The organism is Serratia quinivorans, assembly GCF_052113645.1.
GTDB lineage: Bacteria > Pseudomonadota > Gammaproteobacteria > Enterobacterales > Enterobacteriaceae > Serratia > Serratia quinivorans_B.
In genome coordinates, this window is the sequence record NZ_JBIEIU010000006.1 from 1 (window position 1) to 16055 (window position 16055).

General features: G+C 54.2%; 17 protein-coding genes. 7 read left to right on the top strand and 10 right to left on the bottom strand.

Annotation, left to right across the window (positions count from 1 at the left end):
• Nucleotides 1-113: 113 nt before the first annotated feature.
• From fabF to yceD, 8 genes are all read right to left on the bottom strand, one after another.
• The gene (fabF, locus tag ACGS9J_RS12605; RefSeq protein WP_442231251.1) at nt 114-1355 is read right to left on the bottom strand and encodes a beta-ketoacyl-ACP synthase II; all 1242 of its coding nucleotides are present in this window, start codon (nt 1353-1355) and stop codon (nt 114-116) included.
• An 82-nt stretch (nt 1356-1437) separates the two neighbouring features.
• Complete coding sequence (gene acpP, locus ACGS9J_RS12610) at nt 1438-1674, bottom strand: acyl carrier protein (protein ID WP_004719003.1); 237 nt, start codon at nt 1672-1674, stop codon at nt 1438-1440.
• 154 nt (nt 1675-1828) lie between these two features.
• Nucleotides 1829-2563, bottom strand: a complete 735-nt coding sequence (gene fabG, locus ACGS9J_RS12615) for a 3-oxoacyl-ACP reductase FabG (RefSeq protein ID WP_020826338.1) — start codon at nt 2561-2563, stop codon at nt 1829-1831.
• 11 nt (nt 2564-2574) lie between these two features.
• Nucleotides 2575-3504: an ACP S-malonyltransferase gene (gene fabD, locus ACGS9J_RS12620; protein ID WP_442231252.1), complete on the bottom strand. Its 930-nt coding sequence runs from the start codon at nt 3502-3504 to the stop codon at nt 2575-2577.
• 16 nt (nt 3505-3520) lie between these two features.
• Nucleotides 3521-4474: a beta-ketoacyl-ACP synthase III gene (locus tag ACGS9J_RS12625; protein WP_442231253.1), complete on the bottom strand. Its 954-nt coding sequence runs from the start codon at nt 4472-4474 to the stop codon at nt 3521-3523.
• Nucleotides 4475-4480: 6 nt separating this feature from the next.
• Complete coding sequence (gene plsX / locus ACGS9J_RS12630) at nt 4481-5515, bottom strand: phosphate acyltransferase PlsX (RefSeq protein ID WP_071827011.1); 1035 nt, start codon at nt 5513-5515, stop codon at nt 4481-4483.
• Nucleotides 5516-5526: 11 nt separating this feature from the next.
• On the bottom strand, nt 5527-5694 hold the full coding sequence (gene rpmF / locus ACGS9J_RS12635) for a 50S ribosomal protein L32 (protein WP_004943042.1): 168 nt from the start codon (nt 5692-5694) through the stop codon (nt 5527-5529).
• 16 nt (nt 5695-5710) lie between these two features.
• Entirely contained in the window at nt 5711-6232 is a 522-nt protein-coding gene (gene yceD, locus ACGS9J_RS12640) for a 23S rRNA accumulation protein YceD (protein ID WP_020826334.1), read from the bottom strand.
• A gap of 141 nt (nt 6233-6373) precedes the next feature.
• On the opposite strand from yceD, the gene ACGS9J_RS12645 reads away from it, so the two are divergent.
• Nucleotides 6374-6955 carry a Maf family protein gene (locus ACGS9J_RS12645; RefSeq protein WP_442231254.1) on the top strand — a complete coding sequence of 194 codons (582 nt, stop codon included), beginning with the start codon at nt 6374-6376 and terminating at the stop codon, nt 6953-6955.
• Between the two features lie 7 nt (nt 6956-6962).
• Here ACGS9J_RS12645 and rluC read toward each other — a convergent pair whose 3' ends face one another.
• Complete coding sequence (rluC, locus tag ACGS9J_RS12650) at nt 6963-7925, bottom strand: 23S rRNA pseudouridine(955/2504/2580) synthase RluC (RefSeq protein ID WP_442231255.1); 963 nt, start codon at nt 7923-7925, stop codon at nt 6963-6965.
• Nucleotides 7926-8477: 552 nt separating this feature from the next.
• On the opposite strand from rluC, the gene rne reads away from it, so the two are divergent.
• The gene (rne, locus tag ACGS9J_RS12655) at nt 8478-11873 is read left to right on the top strand and encodes a ribonuclease E (protein ID WP_442231256.1); all 3396 of its coding nucleotides are present in this window, start codon (nt 8478-8480) and stop codon (nt 11871-11873) included.
• Nucleotides 11874-11934: 61 nt separating this feature from the next.
• Here rne and ACGS9J_RS12660 read toward each other — a convergent pair whose 3' ends face one another.
• Complete coding sequence (locus ACGS9J_RS12660) at nt 11935-12222, bottom strand: putative quinol monooxygenase (RefSeq protein WP_442231257.1); 288 nt, start codon at nt 12220-12222, stop codon at nt 11935-11937.
• A 225-nt stretch (nt 12223-12447) separates the two neighbouring features.
• Here ACGS9J_RS12660 and pyrC point away from each other — a divergent pair, with 225 nt between their 5' ends.
• The 5 genes from pyrC to solA all read left to right on the top strand — a co-directional run bounded on the left by pyrC (nt 12448) and on the right by solA (nt 15943).
• Nucleotides 12448-13494, top strand: a complete 1047-nt coding sequence (gene pyrC, locus ACGS9J_RS12665; RefSeq protein ID WP_442231258.1) for a dihydroorotase — start codon at nt 12448-12450, stop codon at nt 13492-13494.
• A gap of 80 nt (nt 13495-13574) precedes the next feature.
• Nucleotides 13575-13814: a DNA damage-inducible protein I gene (gene dinI, locus ACGS9J_RS12670; protein WP_442231259.1), complete on the top strand. Its 240-nt coding sequence runs from the start codon at nt 13575-13577 to the stop codon at nt 13812-13814.
• Nucleotides 13815-13951: 137 nt separating this feature from the next.
• Nucleotides 13952-14230 carry a hypothetical protein gene (locus ACGS9J_RS12675; RefSeq protein ID WP_442231260.1) on the top strand — a complete coding sequence of 93 codons (279 nt, stop codon included), beginning with the start codon at nt 13952-13954 and terminating at the stop codon, nt 14228-14230.
• A 199-nt stretch (nt 14231-14429) separates the two neighbouring features.
• Nucleotides 14430-14684 (top strand): biofilm formation regulator BssS, encoded by a 255-nt coding sequence (gene bssS, locus ACGS9J_RS12680; protein WP_020826326.1) that lies wholly within the window; start codon nt 14430-14432, stop codon nt 14682-14684.
• A gap of 143 nt (nt 14685-14827) precedes the next feature.
• Nucleotides 14828-15943 carry an N-methyl-L-tryptophan oxidase gene (gene solA / locus ACGS9J_RS12685; protein ID WP_442231261.1) on the top strand — a complete coding sequence of 372 codons (1116 nt, stop codon included), beginning with the start codon at nt 14828-14830 and terminating at the stop codon, nt 15941-15943.
• The last annotated feature ends 112 nt before the right edge of the window (nt 15944-16055 follow it).

A 16055-nucleotide genomic window follows, 5' to 3' on the forward strand; every position in this document is an offset into this window, starting at 1 on the left:
CTGAGTCCGGTAGAATACCGAACCCAGGCCCTGAAAGCCGCTTAATATGAACCGTCCAACTTTATGGGGTCAGTCCAAAAACCGGGCTTTTTTACCGTCTGCCAGCAGAGGGATTATACCTTGCGGAAGATCAGTGAACCGTTGGTGCCGCCGAAACCAAAGGAGTTACACAGCGTGTACTGCATATCACTCACCTGGCGTGCTTCGTGCGGAACGAAGTCCAGATCGCAACCTTCATCCGGGTTATCCAGATTGATGGTTGGTGGAACGGCCTGGTCACGCAATGCCAGAACGGTGAAGATCGACTCAATCGCGCCTGCTGCACCTAACAGGTGGCCGGTCATCGATTTGGTCGAGCTGACCATCACGCGCTGCGCATCGCTGCCAAATACCGACTTCACCGCCTGAGTTTCAGCTTTGTCGCCAGCTGGCGTTGAGGTGCCATGCGCATTGATATAGCCGATTTGTGACGTGGTCACACCGGCATCAAGCAACGCATTTTCCATCGCCAGCGCAGCGCCCGCACCGTTTTCCGGTGGTGACGTCATGTGATAAGCATCGCTGCTCATCCCAAAGCCGACAACTTCAGCATAAATCTTGGCGCCGCGTTTTTTGGCGTGCTCGTACTCTTCCAGCACCATCATGCCGGCACCGTCACCCAGAACAAAACCGTCACGGTCTTTGTCCCAAGGGCGGCTGGCTGCCTGCGGATCTTCGTTGCGGGTCGACAACGCGCGTGCTGCGCCAAAGCCGCCGACGCCCAACGGGGTACTGGCTTTCTCTGCCCCACCGGCCAGCATGACGTCAGCATCATTGTAAGCAATGATACGCGCGGCATGGCCGATGTTATGCACACCTGAGGTACAGGCGGTGGCGATCGAGATGCTCGGGCCACGCATGCCGTACATGATAGTCAGGTGGCCTGCAATCATGTTAACGATGGTTGACGGCACAAAGAACGGACTGATTTTCCGTGGGCCACCATTAACCAGTGAACTGTGGTTCTCTTCAATCAAACCCAGGCCGCCAATACCGGAGCCGATAGCGGCACCAATGCGGCTGGCGTTAGCCTCGGTGATATCCAGTTGTGCGTCCTGCATAGCTTGCATGCCGGCAGCGATACCGTACTGGATGAAGGCATCCATCTTGCGCGCATCTTTGCGGGAGATGAAATCTTCTGAATTAAAATTCTTTACCAGGCCAGCAAACTTGGTCGCATAGGCAGTGGTATCGAAATGGTCGATCAGGCTGATGCCACTCTGACCGGCAAGAAGAGCGTTCCATGTGGACTCTACCGTATTGCCGACAGGAGACAACATGCCCAGTCCGGTCACAACTACTCGACGCTTAGACACGTTTGTCCTCCAAGGAGGGAAAAATATGACACTAGGGATAGAAAAAACTTAGGCGGTCGAGTGACCGCCTAGATATGTTCTCTTACTGCTGGCTGGCGTTGATGAAATCAATAGCTGCCTGAACAGTAGTGATTTTCTCAGCTTCTTCGTCTGGAATCTCGGTGTCGAACTCTTCTTCCAGAGCCATTACCAGCTCAACGGTGTCAAGAGAATCAGCACCCAGATCTTCAACGAAAGAAGCGTTATTTAAAACTTCTTCCTGTTTAACACCCAACTGCTCAACAATGATTTTCTTAACGCGTTCTTCGATAGTGCTCATACTCTTAAATTTCCTATCAAAACTCGCTTTCGCGATGGTTTTCGTAGTGTATAAAATGTTGAAAAAGATGCAACTAAATCCCGGCTGGTCAAACCACGATTTTACGCTATTTTGCGGTTTTTACCCCAAATAACGCAAATAGTTTTCGCATTTTTTAAATCATGTACATGCCGCCATTGACATGTAACGTTTCACCGGTGATGTAGCCAGCCTCATCAGAGGCTAAAAATGCAACAGCGCTGGCGATTTCTTTAGCATCCCCCAGCCGATTGGCTGGAACTGATGACAAAATGCCTGCACGTTGATCATCTGTCAACGCCCGTGTCATGTCCGTCTCAATAAAGCCAGGTGCCACGACGTTGACCGTAATGCCACGTGAAGCGACTTCACGTGCCAAAGACTTACTAAAGCCAATCAGACCGGCTTTAGCCGCCGCGTAATTAGCCTGCCCTGCGTTCCCCATGGTGCCGACAACGGAACCGATGGTGATGATCCGGCCAAACCGCTTTTTCATCATAGCTCGCATTACCGCTTTTGACAGACGGAATACAGAAGTCAGATTGGTGTTCAGGATATCCTGCCACTCGTCGTCCTTCATACGCATCAGGAGGTTATCACGCGTAATACCGGCATTATTCACTAAAATGTCGATTTCGCCAAATTCAGCACGAATAGATGCCAGAACGCTGTCGATAGATTGAGCATCGACCACGTTCAACGCAAACCCTTTGCCGTTCGCACCCAGGTAGCTGCTGATAGCTTCAGCGCCGCTTTCACTGGTGGCGGTGCCGATCACTTTAGCGCCGCGTGCCACAAACGTTTCTGCAATAGCCCGGCCAATACCCCGGCTCGCGCCGGTGACCAGAACAACTTTACCTTCGAAGCTCATTGTTTTCCTCTTTATTGTTCAAGCGCCGCTTTCAGGCTGGCTGCGTCATTTACCGCCGCCGCCGTCAGGGTATCAACAATACGTTTAGTCAGGCCGGTCAGAACCTTACCCGGACCAACCTCTAGCAGCGACGTAACGCCCTGTGCTGCCATAAATTCAACGCTCTCGGTCCAACGTACCGGGCTGTACAACTGACGCACCAGAGCGCTGCGGATCGCTTCAGGGTCGGTTTCGGTACGCACGTCGACGTTATTCACCACCGGCACCTGCGGTGCGCTGAAGGTGATGTCCTGCAACGCCACGGCCAGTTTGTCTGCAGCCGGTTTCATCAGTGCGCAGTGCGAAGGCACGCTCACCGGCAACGGCAGCGCGCGCTTGGCGCCTGCGGCTTTACAGGCCGCGCCTGCACGTTCAACCGCTTCTTTATTGCCGGCGATCACCACCTGGCCCGGGGAATTGAAGTTCACCGGAGAAACAACCTGCCCTTGGGCAGACTCTTCACATGCCTTGGCGATAGCGGCATTGTCCAGACCGATGATGGCGGACATGGCGCCAGTGCCTTCCGGCACCGCTTCCTGCATCAGTTTGCCGCGCAGCTCAACCAGACGGATTGCCGCCTGGAAATCCAGCACGCCCGCACACACCAACGCCGAGTATTCACCCAGGCTATGGCCGGCCATGATGGCAGGCATTTTACCGCCCTGCTGCTGCCAAACGCGGAAAATCGCGACTGACGCGGCCAGCAATGCCGGCTGCGTCTGCCAGGTTTTGTTCAGTTCTTCCGCCGGTCCTTGCTGCACCAGTTGCCACAGGTCGTAACCCAGAGCGGAAGAAGCTTCGCTGAAAGTAGTTTCAACGATCGGATATTGCGTGGCCAAATCGGCCAGCATGCCCAAGGTCTGTGACCCCTGGCCTGGAAAAACAAAAGCAAATTGCGTCATTTTTTCTTCCTGTTAATCAGAAACGAACCAGCGCCGAGCCCCAGGTAAAGCCGCCGCCAAAGGCTTCCAGCAGCACCAGTTGGCCGCGTTGGATCCGCCCATCACGCACCGCTTCATCGAGCGCTGCAGGGACCGAGGCGGCAGAGGTGTTACCGTGACGATCGAGCGTCACCACCACTTTATCCATCCCCATACCCAGTTTTTTCGCCGTTGCGCTGATAATGCGCAGGTTGGCCTGGTGTGGCACCAGCCAATCCAATTGGCTGCGGTCCAGATCGTTGGCCTGCAGCGTTTCATCAACGATGTGAGCCAATTCGGTCACCGCAACCTTGAAGACTTCATTGCCTGCCATGGTGACATACGCCGGCTTTTCCTGATCCTGACGATCCTTGAACGGCAACGTCAACAGGCCGCCGTAGCTGCCGTCCGCATGCAGGTGGGTCGACAGAATGCCCGGCTCTTCAGAAGCGCCCAACAGCACTGCGCCCGCGCCATCACCGAACAGAATGATGGTGCCGCGATCTTCAGGATCCAGCGTGCGAGACAGCACGTCCGCCCCAATCACCAATGCACGTTTCACCGCGCCGTTCTTGACGTACTGATCGGCAACGCTCAATGCATAAGTGAAACCGGCGCAGGCCGCAGCCAGATCGAAGGCCGCACAGTCCTTAATCCCGAGCATCTGCTGCACCTGGCAGGCAGAACTGGGGAATGCGTGGCTCGATGTGGTGGTAGCCACGACGATCAGCCCGATATCTTCTTTAGCCACACCTGCCATTTCCAGCGCTTTTTCAGCAGCATGGAAGCCCATCGTCGCCACGGTTTCATCAGCGGCGGCGATGCGGCGTTCACGGATACCGGTGCGAGAGACGATCCACTCGTCAGAGGTATCAACCATTTTTTCAAGGTCAGCGTTGGTGCGCACTTGTACGGGTAAATAACTCCCCGTACCGAGAATCTTTGTATACATGTACGATCAGTCACTCTTAGGTAATACAGCTTCAAGGCGCGCAGCAATCCTGTCAGGGACTTGCCGCTGCACCGCCTGCACAGCCTGTTCGATTGCAACTGCAAACGCGTGCGGGTTCGCAGCGCCGTGGCTCTTGATTACGGTGCTGCGCAATCCTAACAGACATGCGCCATTATACTGGTCGGGGTTCAGGTGGCCGAACCGCTTTACCACCCGTTTTTGCAACCAACGGCCCAACAATTTTAACCACCACGCCTGCTTGCCACCGTCTCCGGATGATTTCAGCAGCGATAAAAATACTCTTACCACCCCTTCCATGGTTTTCAGGGTGACGTTACCCACAAAGCCGTCGCAGACCATCACATCGGTTTTACCAGTGAGAAGATCGTTGCCTTCCAGGTAACCAATATAGTTGATTGCCGGAGTATTTTTTAGCACGGCGGCCGCTTCGCGGATATTATCCAGGCCTTTGGTTTCTTCTTCACCAATATTCAGCAGCGCCACGCGTGGTTGCGCAATCCCCACTACCTCTTCAGCCATCACCGCGCCCATCACCGCAAACTGCACCAGCATGGTACTGTCGCATTCGACGTTGGCGCCAAGATCCAGCACCACGGTTTTGCCGCCCAGCTGATTCGGGATCACCGTCATCAGCGCCGGTCGTTCAATACCGTCCAGCGGCTTAATCAGCATTTTCGCCAAGCCCATCAATGCGCCGGTATTGCCTGCGCTGACACAGCCCTGCGCATCACCGTTTTTGGTCAACTCCAGCGCTATGCGCATGGAAGTGCCACGGCTGGCGCGAATCGCTTGTGAGGGTTTGGCGTCGCCGGCAATCACTGATTCAGCGGGCACGACTTGCAAACGTTCCAGAAGAACCGGATCGGCTTTGGCAAGTAAAGGAGAGAGGGTGTCGGGATTGCCGACCAGCAGAAGATGAAGCTGTAAATTAGAGGCCAGTGCCTGCAATGAAGCAGGCACTGTGACGCAGGGACCGAAGTCCCCGCCCATTGCATCTAACGCCAGGGTTAGACGAGTCAAGGTACCGCTACTTAGCCGATAACCTTGCGACCGCGGTAGAAACCGTCGGCAGTGATGTGGTGACGACGATGAGTTTCACCAGAAGTCGCATCAACAGACAAAGTGGTGGTGGTCAGGGCATCGTGTGAACGACGCATGCCACGTTTGGAACGGGTTGGTTTATTTTGTTGTACGGCCATGGACCTTACTCCTTAATTACTTACGCTTTAAACTGGCTAATACGGCAAATGGGTTTGGTTTCTCCGCCTCTGGAGGCAGTTTGCCAAAGACCATGTCCGCTTCGGACACTTCACAGTGTTCAGATTCATGTACCGGGACGACAGGCAGTGAAAGAATAATTTCGTCTTCAATCATTGCCAACAGATCAACTTCGCCAAACTCATCGACTTCGATCGGCTCGTACGCCCCCGGTAATGCCTCAGCCTGCTCATCATTGACGACCGGGCTAAAACAATATGTTGTGTGAACATGGTGTTCGAACGGGACTCCGCAGCGTTGGCACATCAGCATTACCTGGACGTCCGCATGCCCTGTTATCACCGCGAGGCGCTGGTTATCAATATCGAAAGATAACGAGACCTCAACATCACTGTCCACACTGACCACAGAGGCAGCAACACGTGTAACCTGCTCAGGCGCATAGGAACCAACATAGTCCAGACGTTTCTGAGCGGTACGTACCGCATCAATGGTCAAGGGTAATTTTACCTTTTGCATAGGGCGCGCATATTAACTTTGTAACGACTTAGAGTCAAAGAAAAAGGCCGTAAAACGGCACCTTTCACCAATATTCGCTTCCTCAGCGGCGGACAGTTTAAAATGCCCTCTCTATTTACGCTATGGTTTACGAAAAAAATTATGCAGAGACTCCTCCTCGCCTCCACCTCGACCTACCGCAAGATGCTGTTGGAAAAACTGCATCTGCCCTTTATCTGCGACGCGCCGCAGGTCGATGAAACCCCGCTGGCCGGGGAAAACGCTGAAGCGCTGGTATTACGGCTGGCAGCAGCAAAAGCCCAGGCATTGGCCACCGCCTACCCCGATCATGTGATTATCGGCTCTGACCAGGTCTGTGTGATCGACGGTAAAATAACCGGGAAACCGCACACCGAAGTCAACGCCTGCGCGCAGTTGCGCCAGGCCAGCGGCCAAAGGGTGACTTTTTATACCGGGCTGGCGTTATACAACAGCCGCAGCAACCACCTGCAGGCGCTTTGCGAGCCTTTCCATGTTCATTTCCGTACGCTGAGCGAGGCTGAAATCAGCCGCTATGTGCGTCTTGAACAACCACTCAACTGCGCAGGCAGTTTTAAAAGTGAAGGTTTGGGCATTGCGTTGTTCGACAAACTGGAAGGGCGCGATCCGAATGCGTTGATTGGCCTACCGCTGATCGCGCTGCTGGAAATGCTGCGGGCCGAAGGCATCAACCCGCTGACATAAAATCTCTTTACTGGCCTTTGGACTGTTTGCGCAATACCAACAGGCAGTGACGCAATTCCTGGTCCATCGGCGCTTCAATACGCAGGGTTTCGCCGGTGCCCGGATGTTCGAAACGCAGCGCCGCCGCGTGCAAGAACAAACGTTTGAGCCCGGTACCGGCCAATTGGCGGTCGAATTCCCGATCGCCATAGCGATCGTCAAAAGCGATAGGATGCCCGGCATGCAAAGCGTGAACGCGTATCTGGTGAGTACGCCCGGTGATCGGGCTGGCCTTGACCAGCGTCGCATGTTCAAAGCGCTCTTCCACCTTGAAACGGGTTTCCGACGGCTTACCTTCGCTGTTGACGCGCACGATGCGTTCGCCGCTTTGCAGAATGTTTTTCAGCAACGGTGCCTGCACGGCCTTGCAATGCGACTGCCATTGGCCGCGGACCAGCGCCAGATAATCCTTCTGCATGCCTTTCAGCCGCAGTTGCTCATGCAAGGAGCGCAGCGCCGAACGCTTTTTCGCCACCAGCAGCACGCCGGAAGTGTCACGATCCAACCGATGTACCAACTCCAGGAAGCGGGCTTCCGGGCGCAACGCACGCAGGGCTTCAATGACGCCAAAGCTCAGGCCACTGCCGCCATGCACCGCCGTGCCTGAGGGCTTGTTCAGCAGCAGCAGGTGGTCGTCTTCATACAGAATGCAATCGGCAAGCGCAGCCACTTTATCCAGCTTGGCGGAAACCGGCGTTTCTTCACGCTCAGCAACGCGTACCGGCGGCACACGCACCACGTCACCGGCCACCAGCTTATATTCAGCCTTGATGCGTCCTTTATTAACCCGTACCTCGCCTTTGCGTACGATGCGATAAATCATGCTCTTCGGCACGCCTTTCAGGCGCGCAAGCAGAAAGTTGTCGATTCGCTGACCGGCTTCGTCATCAGAAATCGTGAGTAATTGTACTGCAGGAATGTTCGTTTTCATGGAGCGGGATTCTAAATAGAGCGCGTAAATAGCGCCACTTCTTTTTCTGTGCTTAACTGTCTCTCTGACTGTAGGAGAAACCCCAGCGGACAATAAGGCAGCAAGCCGGTTTGAACGTTTGCGATTTCTTCCGCAGTTAAGGAAAAGTCACCTTGCTATAACAGTATCAGCAGTGGAATAATGCGTTTACTTTCCACGTTGATTCTCGTTAAACAGGGAAAACGGTGGAATTATAAAATTTGTCTGATGGCGCAAAAACGCAGCAATGGCGTAAGACGTAATGTGAAATCAAACAATTAGCGGGCTGCGGGTTGCAGCTTGGCCGGCAAACGGAATCAGATCTGTCGACGTAAATCAGAGGCTATTCCCCTAGTAAAAGTGCTGTTTTTCACAAAGAAATACAGGCTTACCGAGATAATGCGCCCCTATGCAGGCGACAACCGTGAGGTTGACGGCTTTGCGAGAAGACACGGGGTTTTCGGTTTTAATCCGGCCATGAGGTTATTTTGCCCGCAGCTTTGTCGATAATGTAAAAATAACGAGTAAGTTAAGATGAAAAGAATGTTGATTAACGCAACTCAGCAGGAAGAGTTGCGTGTTGCCCTCGTAGATGGACAGCGGCTGTATGATTTGGATATTGAAAGTCCGGGTCATGAACAGAAAAAAGCGAATATTTACAAAGGTAAAATCACTCGTATAGAACCAAGTCTTGAAGCAGCGTTCGTAGATTACGGCGCCGAACGACATGGTTTCCTCCCTCTTAAAGAAATCGCTCGCGAATACTTCCCAAGTAACTACTCCTCCCATGGTCGCCCGAACATCAAAGATGTGCTGCGCGAAGGCCAGGAAGTGATCGTTCAGGTTGATAAAGAAGAACGTGGCAACAAAGGCGCCGCCTTGACCACCTTCATCAGCCTGGCCGGCAGTTATTTGGTTCTGATGCCGAACAACCCACGTGCCGGTGGTATTTCACGCCGCATCGAAGGTGACGACCGCACCGAATTGAAAGAAGCGCTTTCTTCTCTGCAACTCCCGGATGGCATGGGCCTGATTGTCCGTACCGCAGGCGTGGGCAAATCTGCCGATGCATTGCAGTGGGATCTCTCTTTCCGCCTGAAGCACTGGGAAGCGATTAAAAAAGCCGCTGAAGGCCGCGCTGCGCCATTCCTGATCCATCAGGAAAGCAACGTCATCGTGCGTGCGTTCCGCGACTATCTGCGCCCGGACATCGGCGAAATCCTGATCGACAATCCAAAAGTTCTCGATCTGGCCAAAGAGCACATCGCTGCCCTGGGCCGTCCGGATTTCAGCAGCAAAATTAAACTGTACAGCGGTGAAATTCCTCTGTTCAGCCACTACCAAATCGAATCTCAAATCGAATCCGCCTTCCAGCGTGAAGTTCGCCTGCCTTCCGGCGGTTCGATCGTTATCGACTCCACCGAAGCGCTGACCGCTATCGACATCAACTCCGCACGTGCAACCCGCGGCGGCGATATCGAAGAAACTGCGTTCAACACCAACCTGGAAGCGGCAGACGAGATCGCTCGCCAGCTGCGCCTGCGTGACCTTGGCGGCCTGATCGTTATCGACTTTATCGATATGACCCCGGTTCGCCATCAGCGTGAAGTGGAAAACCGCCTGCGTGATGCCGTACGTCAAGACCGCGCGCGTATCCAAATCGGCCGCATTTCCCGTTTCGGTCTGCTTGAGATGTCGCGTCAGCGCCTCAGCCCATCACTGGGTGAATCCAGCCATCACGTTTGCCCGCGCTGTAACGGCACTGGCACCATCCGTGATAACGAATCCCTGGCGCTGTCCATCCTTCGTTTGATCGAAGAAGAAGCGCTGAAAGAAAATACCAAAGAAGTTCACGCTATCGTGCCGGTTCAGGTGGCCTCCTACCTGCTGAACGAAAAACGTGAATCGGTGAGCGCGATCGAGAAACGTCAGGGTGGCGTGAAAGCGATCATCGTGCCGAACGATCAGATGCAAACCCCGCACTACTCTGTGCTGCGCGTGCGTAAGGGTGAAGAAACGCCAACCCTGAGCTACCTGCTGCCGAAACTGCACGAAGAAGAGATGGCTCAGCCGCTGGAAGATGCGCCGATGGAGCGCAAGCGTCCGGAACAACCGGCGCTGGCCTCGTTCTCTCTGGCTGCTGATGCACCGCCACCGGCGGAAGAAGCCGTTGTTGCTCAGGCTACCGTTGCGACTGCCGCGACCAAACAAGCTGCACCTACCGCGGCCAAGCCGGGTCTGTTGGGCCGTCTGTTCGGTGGTCTGAAAGCGCTGTTCGCCAGTGAAGAACAACCGGTCGTCGAAGCCAAACCTGTCGTTGAAGCGCCTAAGTCTGAAAGCCACGGTGAAAACCGTCGTCAGGATCGTCGCGGTCAACGCCGTCAGGGCACCGGTCGTAAAGAACGCGGTGAGCGTGGCGATCGTCCGGAACGTGGTGAACGCAAAGAGCGCGGTGAAGGCCGTGACAATCGCGAACGTGATAATCGTGAGCCGCGTGAAAACCGCGAACCTCGCGACAACCGCGAAGGCCGTGAAACACGCGAAGTCCGTGATGAGCAGCGTCGCAACCGTCGCAATGCGCCGCAGGCCACTGCAACCGTTGCCGATGAGCCGCAGTCTGAAGAAGCCGCCAAGGCACAGCGCGAAGAGCAGCAACAGCGTCGTGACCAGCGTGCCGAACGTCAGCGCCGTCGTCAGGAAGAAAAACGTCAGGCTCAGCAGGAAGTGGCCGCACTGGAAAGCACAGAAACAGTGGCTACCAGCACCGGCAACGACGAAGAGCTTGAAGAACGTCAGATGCAGAACATGCAGCGTCGTCAACGTCGTCCTCTGTCGCAGAAGGTTCGTATCCTGTCTGCCGAAGAAGAACTGCACCGCGCAGCGGAAGAACTGCTGGCACCAAAAGCGCCGGTAGCGAGAGCTCAGGACGTAAAACCTGCCCAGGCGGAAGACAGCGTTAAACTGCTGCCGGAAACCCTTGAAGCGCAGGCCGATGGCGAGGCCCAGGGTGACAACCGCGCTAATGGCGAAAATGGCATGCCACGCCGCTCACGCCGTTCTCCGCGTCACCTGCGTGTTAGCGGTCAGCGTCGTCGCCGTTACCGTGACGAGCGTTACCCTACTGAGTCACCAATGCCGCTGGCGGGGGCTTTCGCCTCTCCGGAAATGGCATCGGGCAAGGTCTGGGTGAGTTACCCTGTCACACAAACTGCGCAAGTGGTTGAAGAAGCAGAAGTTCAGGCTGAAGCTACCGAGATCGCTGCCGACAACGTCATGACCCCAGAAGCCGTCAGTGTGGCTGCGCCGGTCATCGCCGAGGTCGCTGATCAAGCTATCGCACCGGTGAACGAGCCGGAAGTTGTGACAGCAGCAGCGGAAGAAGCCCAACCGGTTGTAGAAACCGCTGAGCCAATCATCACGGCACAGGCTGAAGAAACTCCGGCAGCGCCAGTGGCAGAAACCTCCGCCGTTGAAGAAACTGCGGTAGTTGAAGCTGCAGCGGTAGTTGAAGAAACCCCTGCCGTTGAAACTGCCCCTGTGGTTGAGGAAACCCCAGTGGTTGAAGCAACGCCGGTGGTGGAAGAAACTGCAGCCGTGGTAGCCACTGTCACCGAGTCGGCCCCTGCGCCTGCTGAACCGGTTGTTGAAACTACACCCGTTCAGGAAGTTGTTGCTCCGGCCGTTGTTGAAGAACCCGCTCCGGTTGTGCAGCAGCAACCCGCACCGGTTCAGGCTGATGTGCTGTACAAGCATATTGCTACGGCGCCAATGACCAAGGCTCCTGCACCGGACTATGTGCCGGAACAGCAGCAGCACAGTGATTGGCAGCGTCCTTCCTTCGGCTTCGAAGGTAAAGGCTCAGCCGGTGGCCATGCGGCGGTGAATCAAGCCACCGCACCGGCAACCAAACCGCAGCCGGTTAACGAATAAGTTAATCTGCTTCGATAAAAAAACCCGCCATCAGGCGGGTTTTTTATTGCTGAAAATACACTCAGGCAATTTTCTTCAACTGTTTGATATCCAGCAAATCCAGCTTACCGTCGATGCTGGCGACAAACCGCTTAAAATGCTCGGTGGCATTGTGTTTCTCCAGCGCCTCTGCGCTTGCCCAGCGCTCAAAGAACACGAAGGTGCCCGGCTGCTCGAGATCGCGATGCAGATCATATTGCAGGTTGCCCAGTTCCTGACGGCTTGGATCGATAATCTCATGCACCGCGTCGCTAACAGCGGACACAAATTCAGGTTTCGCCTGCAGGGTGGCAATAACACGCACTTCCATTTTTCTCTCCCATTCCAACATGATTAACGTTGATAACCCGACAGTTATGACTCGGGGATCATTAGAATCCCTGTCACTATGCACCCGATAACCAATTGATTTCAACTTGCCGTGAACAAACAGATGCATCGCAAGCGCTTTCCGCTTATCCTTGTACCCCGGCGTGAATAAGCCCCATTATTCGCTTTTATTTAGACCCGTATCTAACCGCCGGAGCCTTGCAACATGACCGCACAACCCCAAGCCCTGAAAATCCGCCGCCCTGACGACTGGCACATCCATCTGCGTGACGATGACATGCTGAAAACGGTTTTGCCCTATACCAGTCAGGTATTCGGCCGGGCGATTGTGATGCCAAACCTGGCTCCGCCAATTACCACCGTAGAAGCCGCTCGTGCTTATCGCGACCGTATTCTGGCGGCCGTTCCTCAGGGGCACAACTTCACCCCGTTGATGACCTGCTACCTGACCAATTCGCTGGCCGCCGCCGAACTGGTTAATGGATTCGAGCAAGGCGTTTTCACCGCCGCCAAACTCTACCCTGCCAATGCCACAACCAACTCCAGTCATGGCGTCAGCGATGTGAAGGCAATTTACCCGCTGTTCGAGCAAATGCAAAAAATTGGCATGCCGTTGCTGATCCACGGTGAAGTGACCGATGCCACCGTCGATATTTTCGATCGCGAAGCACGCTTTATTGATCAGGTTATGGAGCCGATTCGCCGCCAGTTCCCACAGCTGAAAATCGTCTTCGAGCACATCACCACCAAAGAGGCGGCGCAGTACGTGCAAGAAGGCAATCGATTCCTTGGCGCGACCATCACCCCGCAGCACCTGATGTTTAACCGTAACCACATGCTGGTTGGCGGTATCCGTCCGCACTTGTTCTGTCTGCCGATCCTCAAACGCAACATTCACCAGGAAGCGCTGCGCAAAGCCGTTGCCAGCGGTTCAGACCGTTTCTTCCTCGGTACCGACTCCGCACCTCACGCCAAGCACCGCAAGGAGTCCAGCTGTGGCTGCGCGGGCGTATTCAACGCGCCTAACGCTATACCGGCCTATGCCAGCGTGTTCGAAGAGTTAGGTGCGCTGGAACACCTGGAAGCCTTCTGCTCATTGAACGGTCCACGCTTCTATGACTTGCCGGTCAATGCCGACTTCATCGAACTGCAACGCGTGCCGACCACGCAGCCGGAAGAGATCGCCATGGGCAACGAAACAGTAGTGCCCTTCCTGGCCGGAGAGAGTTTGAACTGGTCAGTGAAAGCCTGATGATCTTTTTTTAACGCAACCTATTGCCCCCATGCACGGTTAACTGTATAAATATCCAGTAAATCGCTTCGGGGGCAATTATGCGTGTTGAAGTCACTATAGATAAAACCAAACCGCTGCCGGCAGGCGCCATTGAAGCCCTGACCGGCGAGCTGGGTAAGCGGGTAAACCGCCAATTTCCGGACGCCGTGGTCCAGGTGCGTTATGCCAGCTCCAACGGGCTTTCGGTACTGGGCGGCCTAAAAACAGATAAAGACCTGATCGAGGAGATCCTCCAGGAAACCTGGGAAAGTGCCGACGATTGGTTTAGCGCAGAATAATACTGCAATGTAGTTTTTGCCGGGGGTCGCTCTCCGGCTTTTTTGTATTTGAAGCCCGGCATCCCGCGGTTTTATTTTCTGCTGGAAGAAAAGCCTTATCTGGTCTGTACTGAATGCTTTAACAGGAGATCTTTGACATGGCCCCGGACAAGGTTAAAACCGAAGAAGCGATGACCTTTGGCGAACTGCTGGCGCTGATTGCCGATCAAAAACGGCGTCTGAGCGTACTGGAAGTGGCATTTTCCTATCTGGCCTTTGGTTTGGATAACAAAGCCAATCAATTATTGATTCATAGCCTGAAGCTGGAATCGCAAAATCAAAACCGTGATGCCGAAACGCAACAACACTTTGCTCATCTGGCCGCCGAGCTGGAAAAACGGCTACACGCGGCCCCGCCCGCTTCTGAAGTGGAATGACGGCGAAATTCCCGCCGGGTAGGCATTCACCAGTCGCACTGCAGAATAATCGTCCAAATAAATATTTATTTTACAAAAAAAGGGGCGAAAAGCTCCACCACTGAAACCAGATGCGTATACTGTAATTGCTCACATGATGATGAGCCGCATTGATCCTCGTTAGTCACTCACGGTAGTTACTACTCAATAAGGGGTCTTTATGGACAGAAATGATGAAGTAATTCAGACGCACCCGCTTGTTGGTTGGGATATCAGTACTGTCGACGTTTATGACGCCATGATGATACGCCTTCATTACCTGTCTTCACTAGACCAGACACCCGAAGACGCCCAAGTAGACAGAACGCTTTGGCTAACCACAGATGTCGCACGTCAATTAATCAATATCTTAGAAGCTGGCATCGCCAAGATTGAAGCAACGGATTACCAGGACCTTGATCGTAGAAAACACTAATTCACTGCCCCACAATACCTAAGGCGCCGGCGATTATCTCTGGCGCCTTTTTCTTTGCCTGCAGGCCGCGCAACGGGTGCATTGCAGCGCTCAACCTTTTATCATAACGAAAGAAGAAACGTATAACAGAGAGGTTATGGCACGTGGAATATGACTTGATTGTTGTGGGCAGCGGTTCGGTAGGCGCGGCGGCAGGTTACTATGCGACTCGGGCCGGCTTGAAAGTGTTAATGATAGACAGCGCCATACCCCCACACCGTAACGGCAGTCACCACGGTGATACTCGCATCATTCGCCATGCTTATGGCGAAGGCGAAAAGTATGTCCCGCTGATCCTCCGTGCACAGGCCTTATGGAATGCGCTGATAAAACAAACCGGCGAAGAGCTTTTTCAGGATTGCGGCGTGCTGAATATGGGGCCGGCGCAGTCTGAGTTTATCCGTAATGCCCAGAACAGCGCGGAGAAATTCCGTCTTAATACGCAAAACCTGAGCGCAGAACAGATTAACCAGCGGTGGCCGGAATTCAATGCGCCGGAAGGCTACATCGGCGTGTTTGAACCTGACGCCGGATTCCTGCGGTCGGAACAGGCCGTCGCCAGCCTGATCAAACTTGCCAAAGAGGCCGGTTGCAGCCAGTTGTTTAATTGCCCGGTCACTGAGGTGAACCCCATCGAAGGCGGTGTCGAAGTGGTCACTCCTGAAGGCCGCTTTCAAGGAAGTAAGGCCGTAGTCACCACCGGCACCTGGGTCAAGGCTCTGTTACCACAATTGCCCATCGAGCCACTGCGCAAAGTGTTTTCCTGGCATCAGGCAGATGGCCGCTACAGTATCAACAACCGTTTCCCGGCGTTTACCGTCGAAGCACAGGACGGGAGCCATTATTACGGCTTCCCTGCCGACAACGACGGGCTGAAAATAGGCAAGCACGATGGCGGCCAACCAATGGACACGCCGGAGCAACGCAAACCTTTCGGCAGTTTCGCCAGTGACGGAACCGAAGTGTTCCACTTCCTGCGCCAATTTTTGCCAGGTGTAGGGGTATGTTTACACGGTGAAGCATGCAGTTATGATATGAGTCCAGATGAGGATTTCATTATCGATACCCTGCCTGACTGCGATCGCTTAATGGTCATCAGCGGCCTGAGCGGCCATGGTTTCAAGTTTGCCAGTGTGTTAGGCGAGATTGCCGCCCTGTTTGCTGAGGGTAAAACCTTACCGGTGGATATCTCTCCCTTTACGCTCAAGCGCTTTAAATAACCCTCCTCCATTGACATAACCGCTCCCATCAACGCGCATGGGAGCGGTTACGCCCTGCAGTTACAATCCGAAACCTTCGTATCAATTTGAAATATATTGGGAATAATATTCC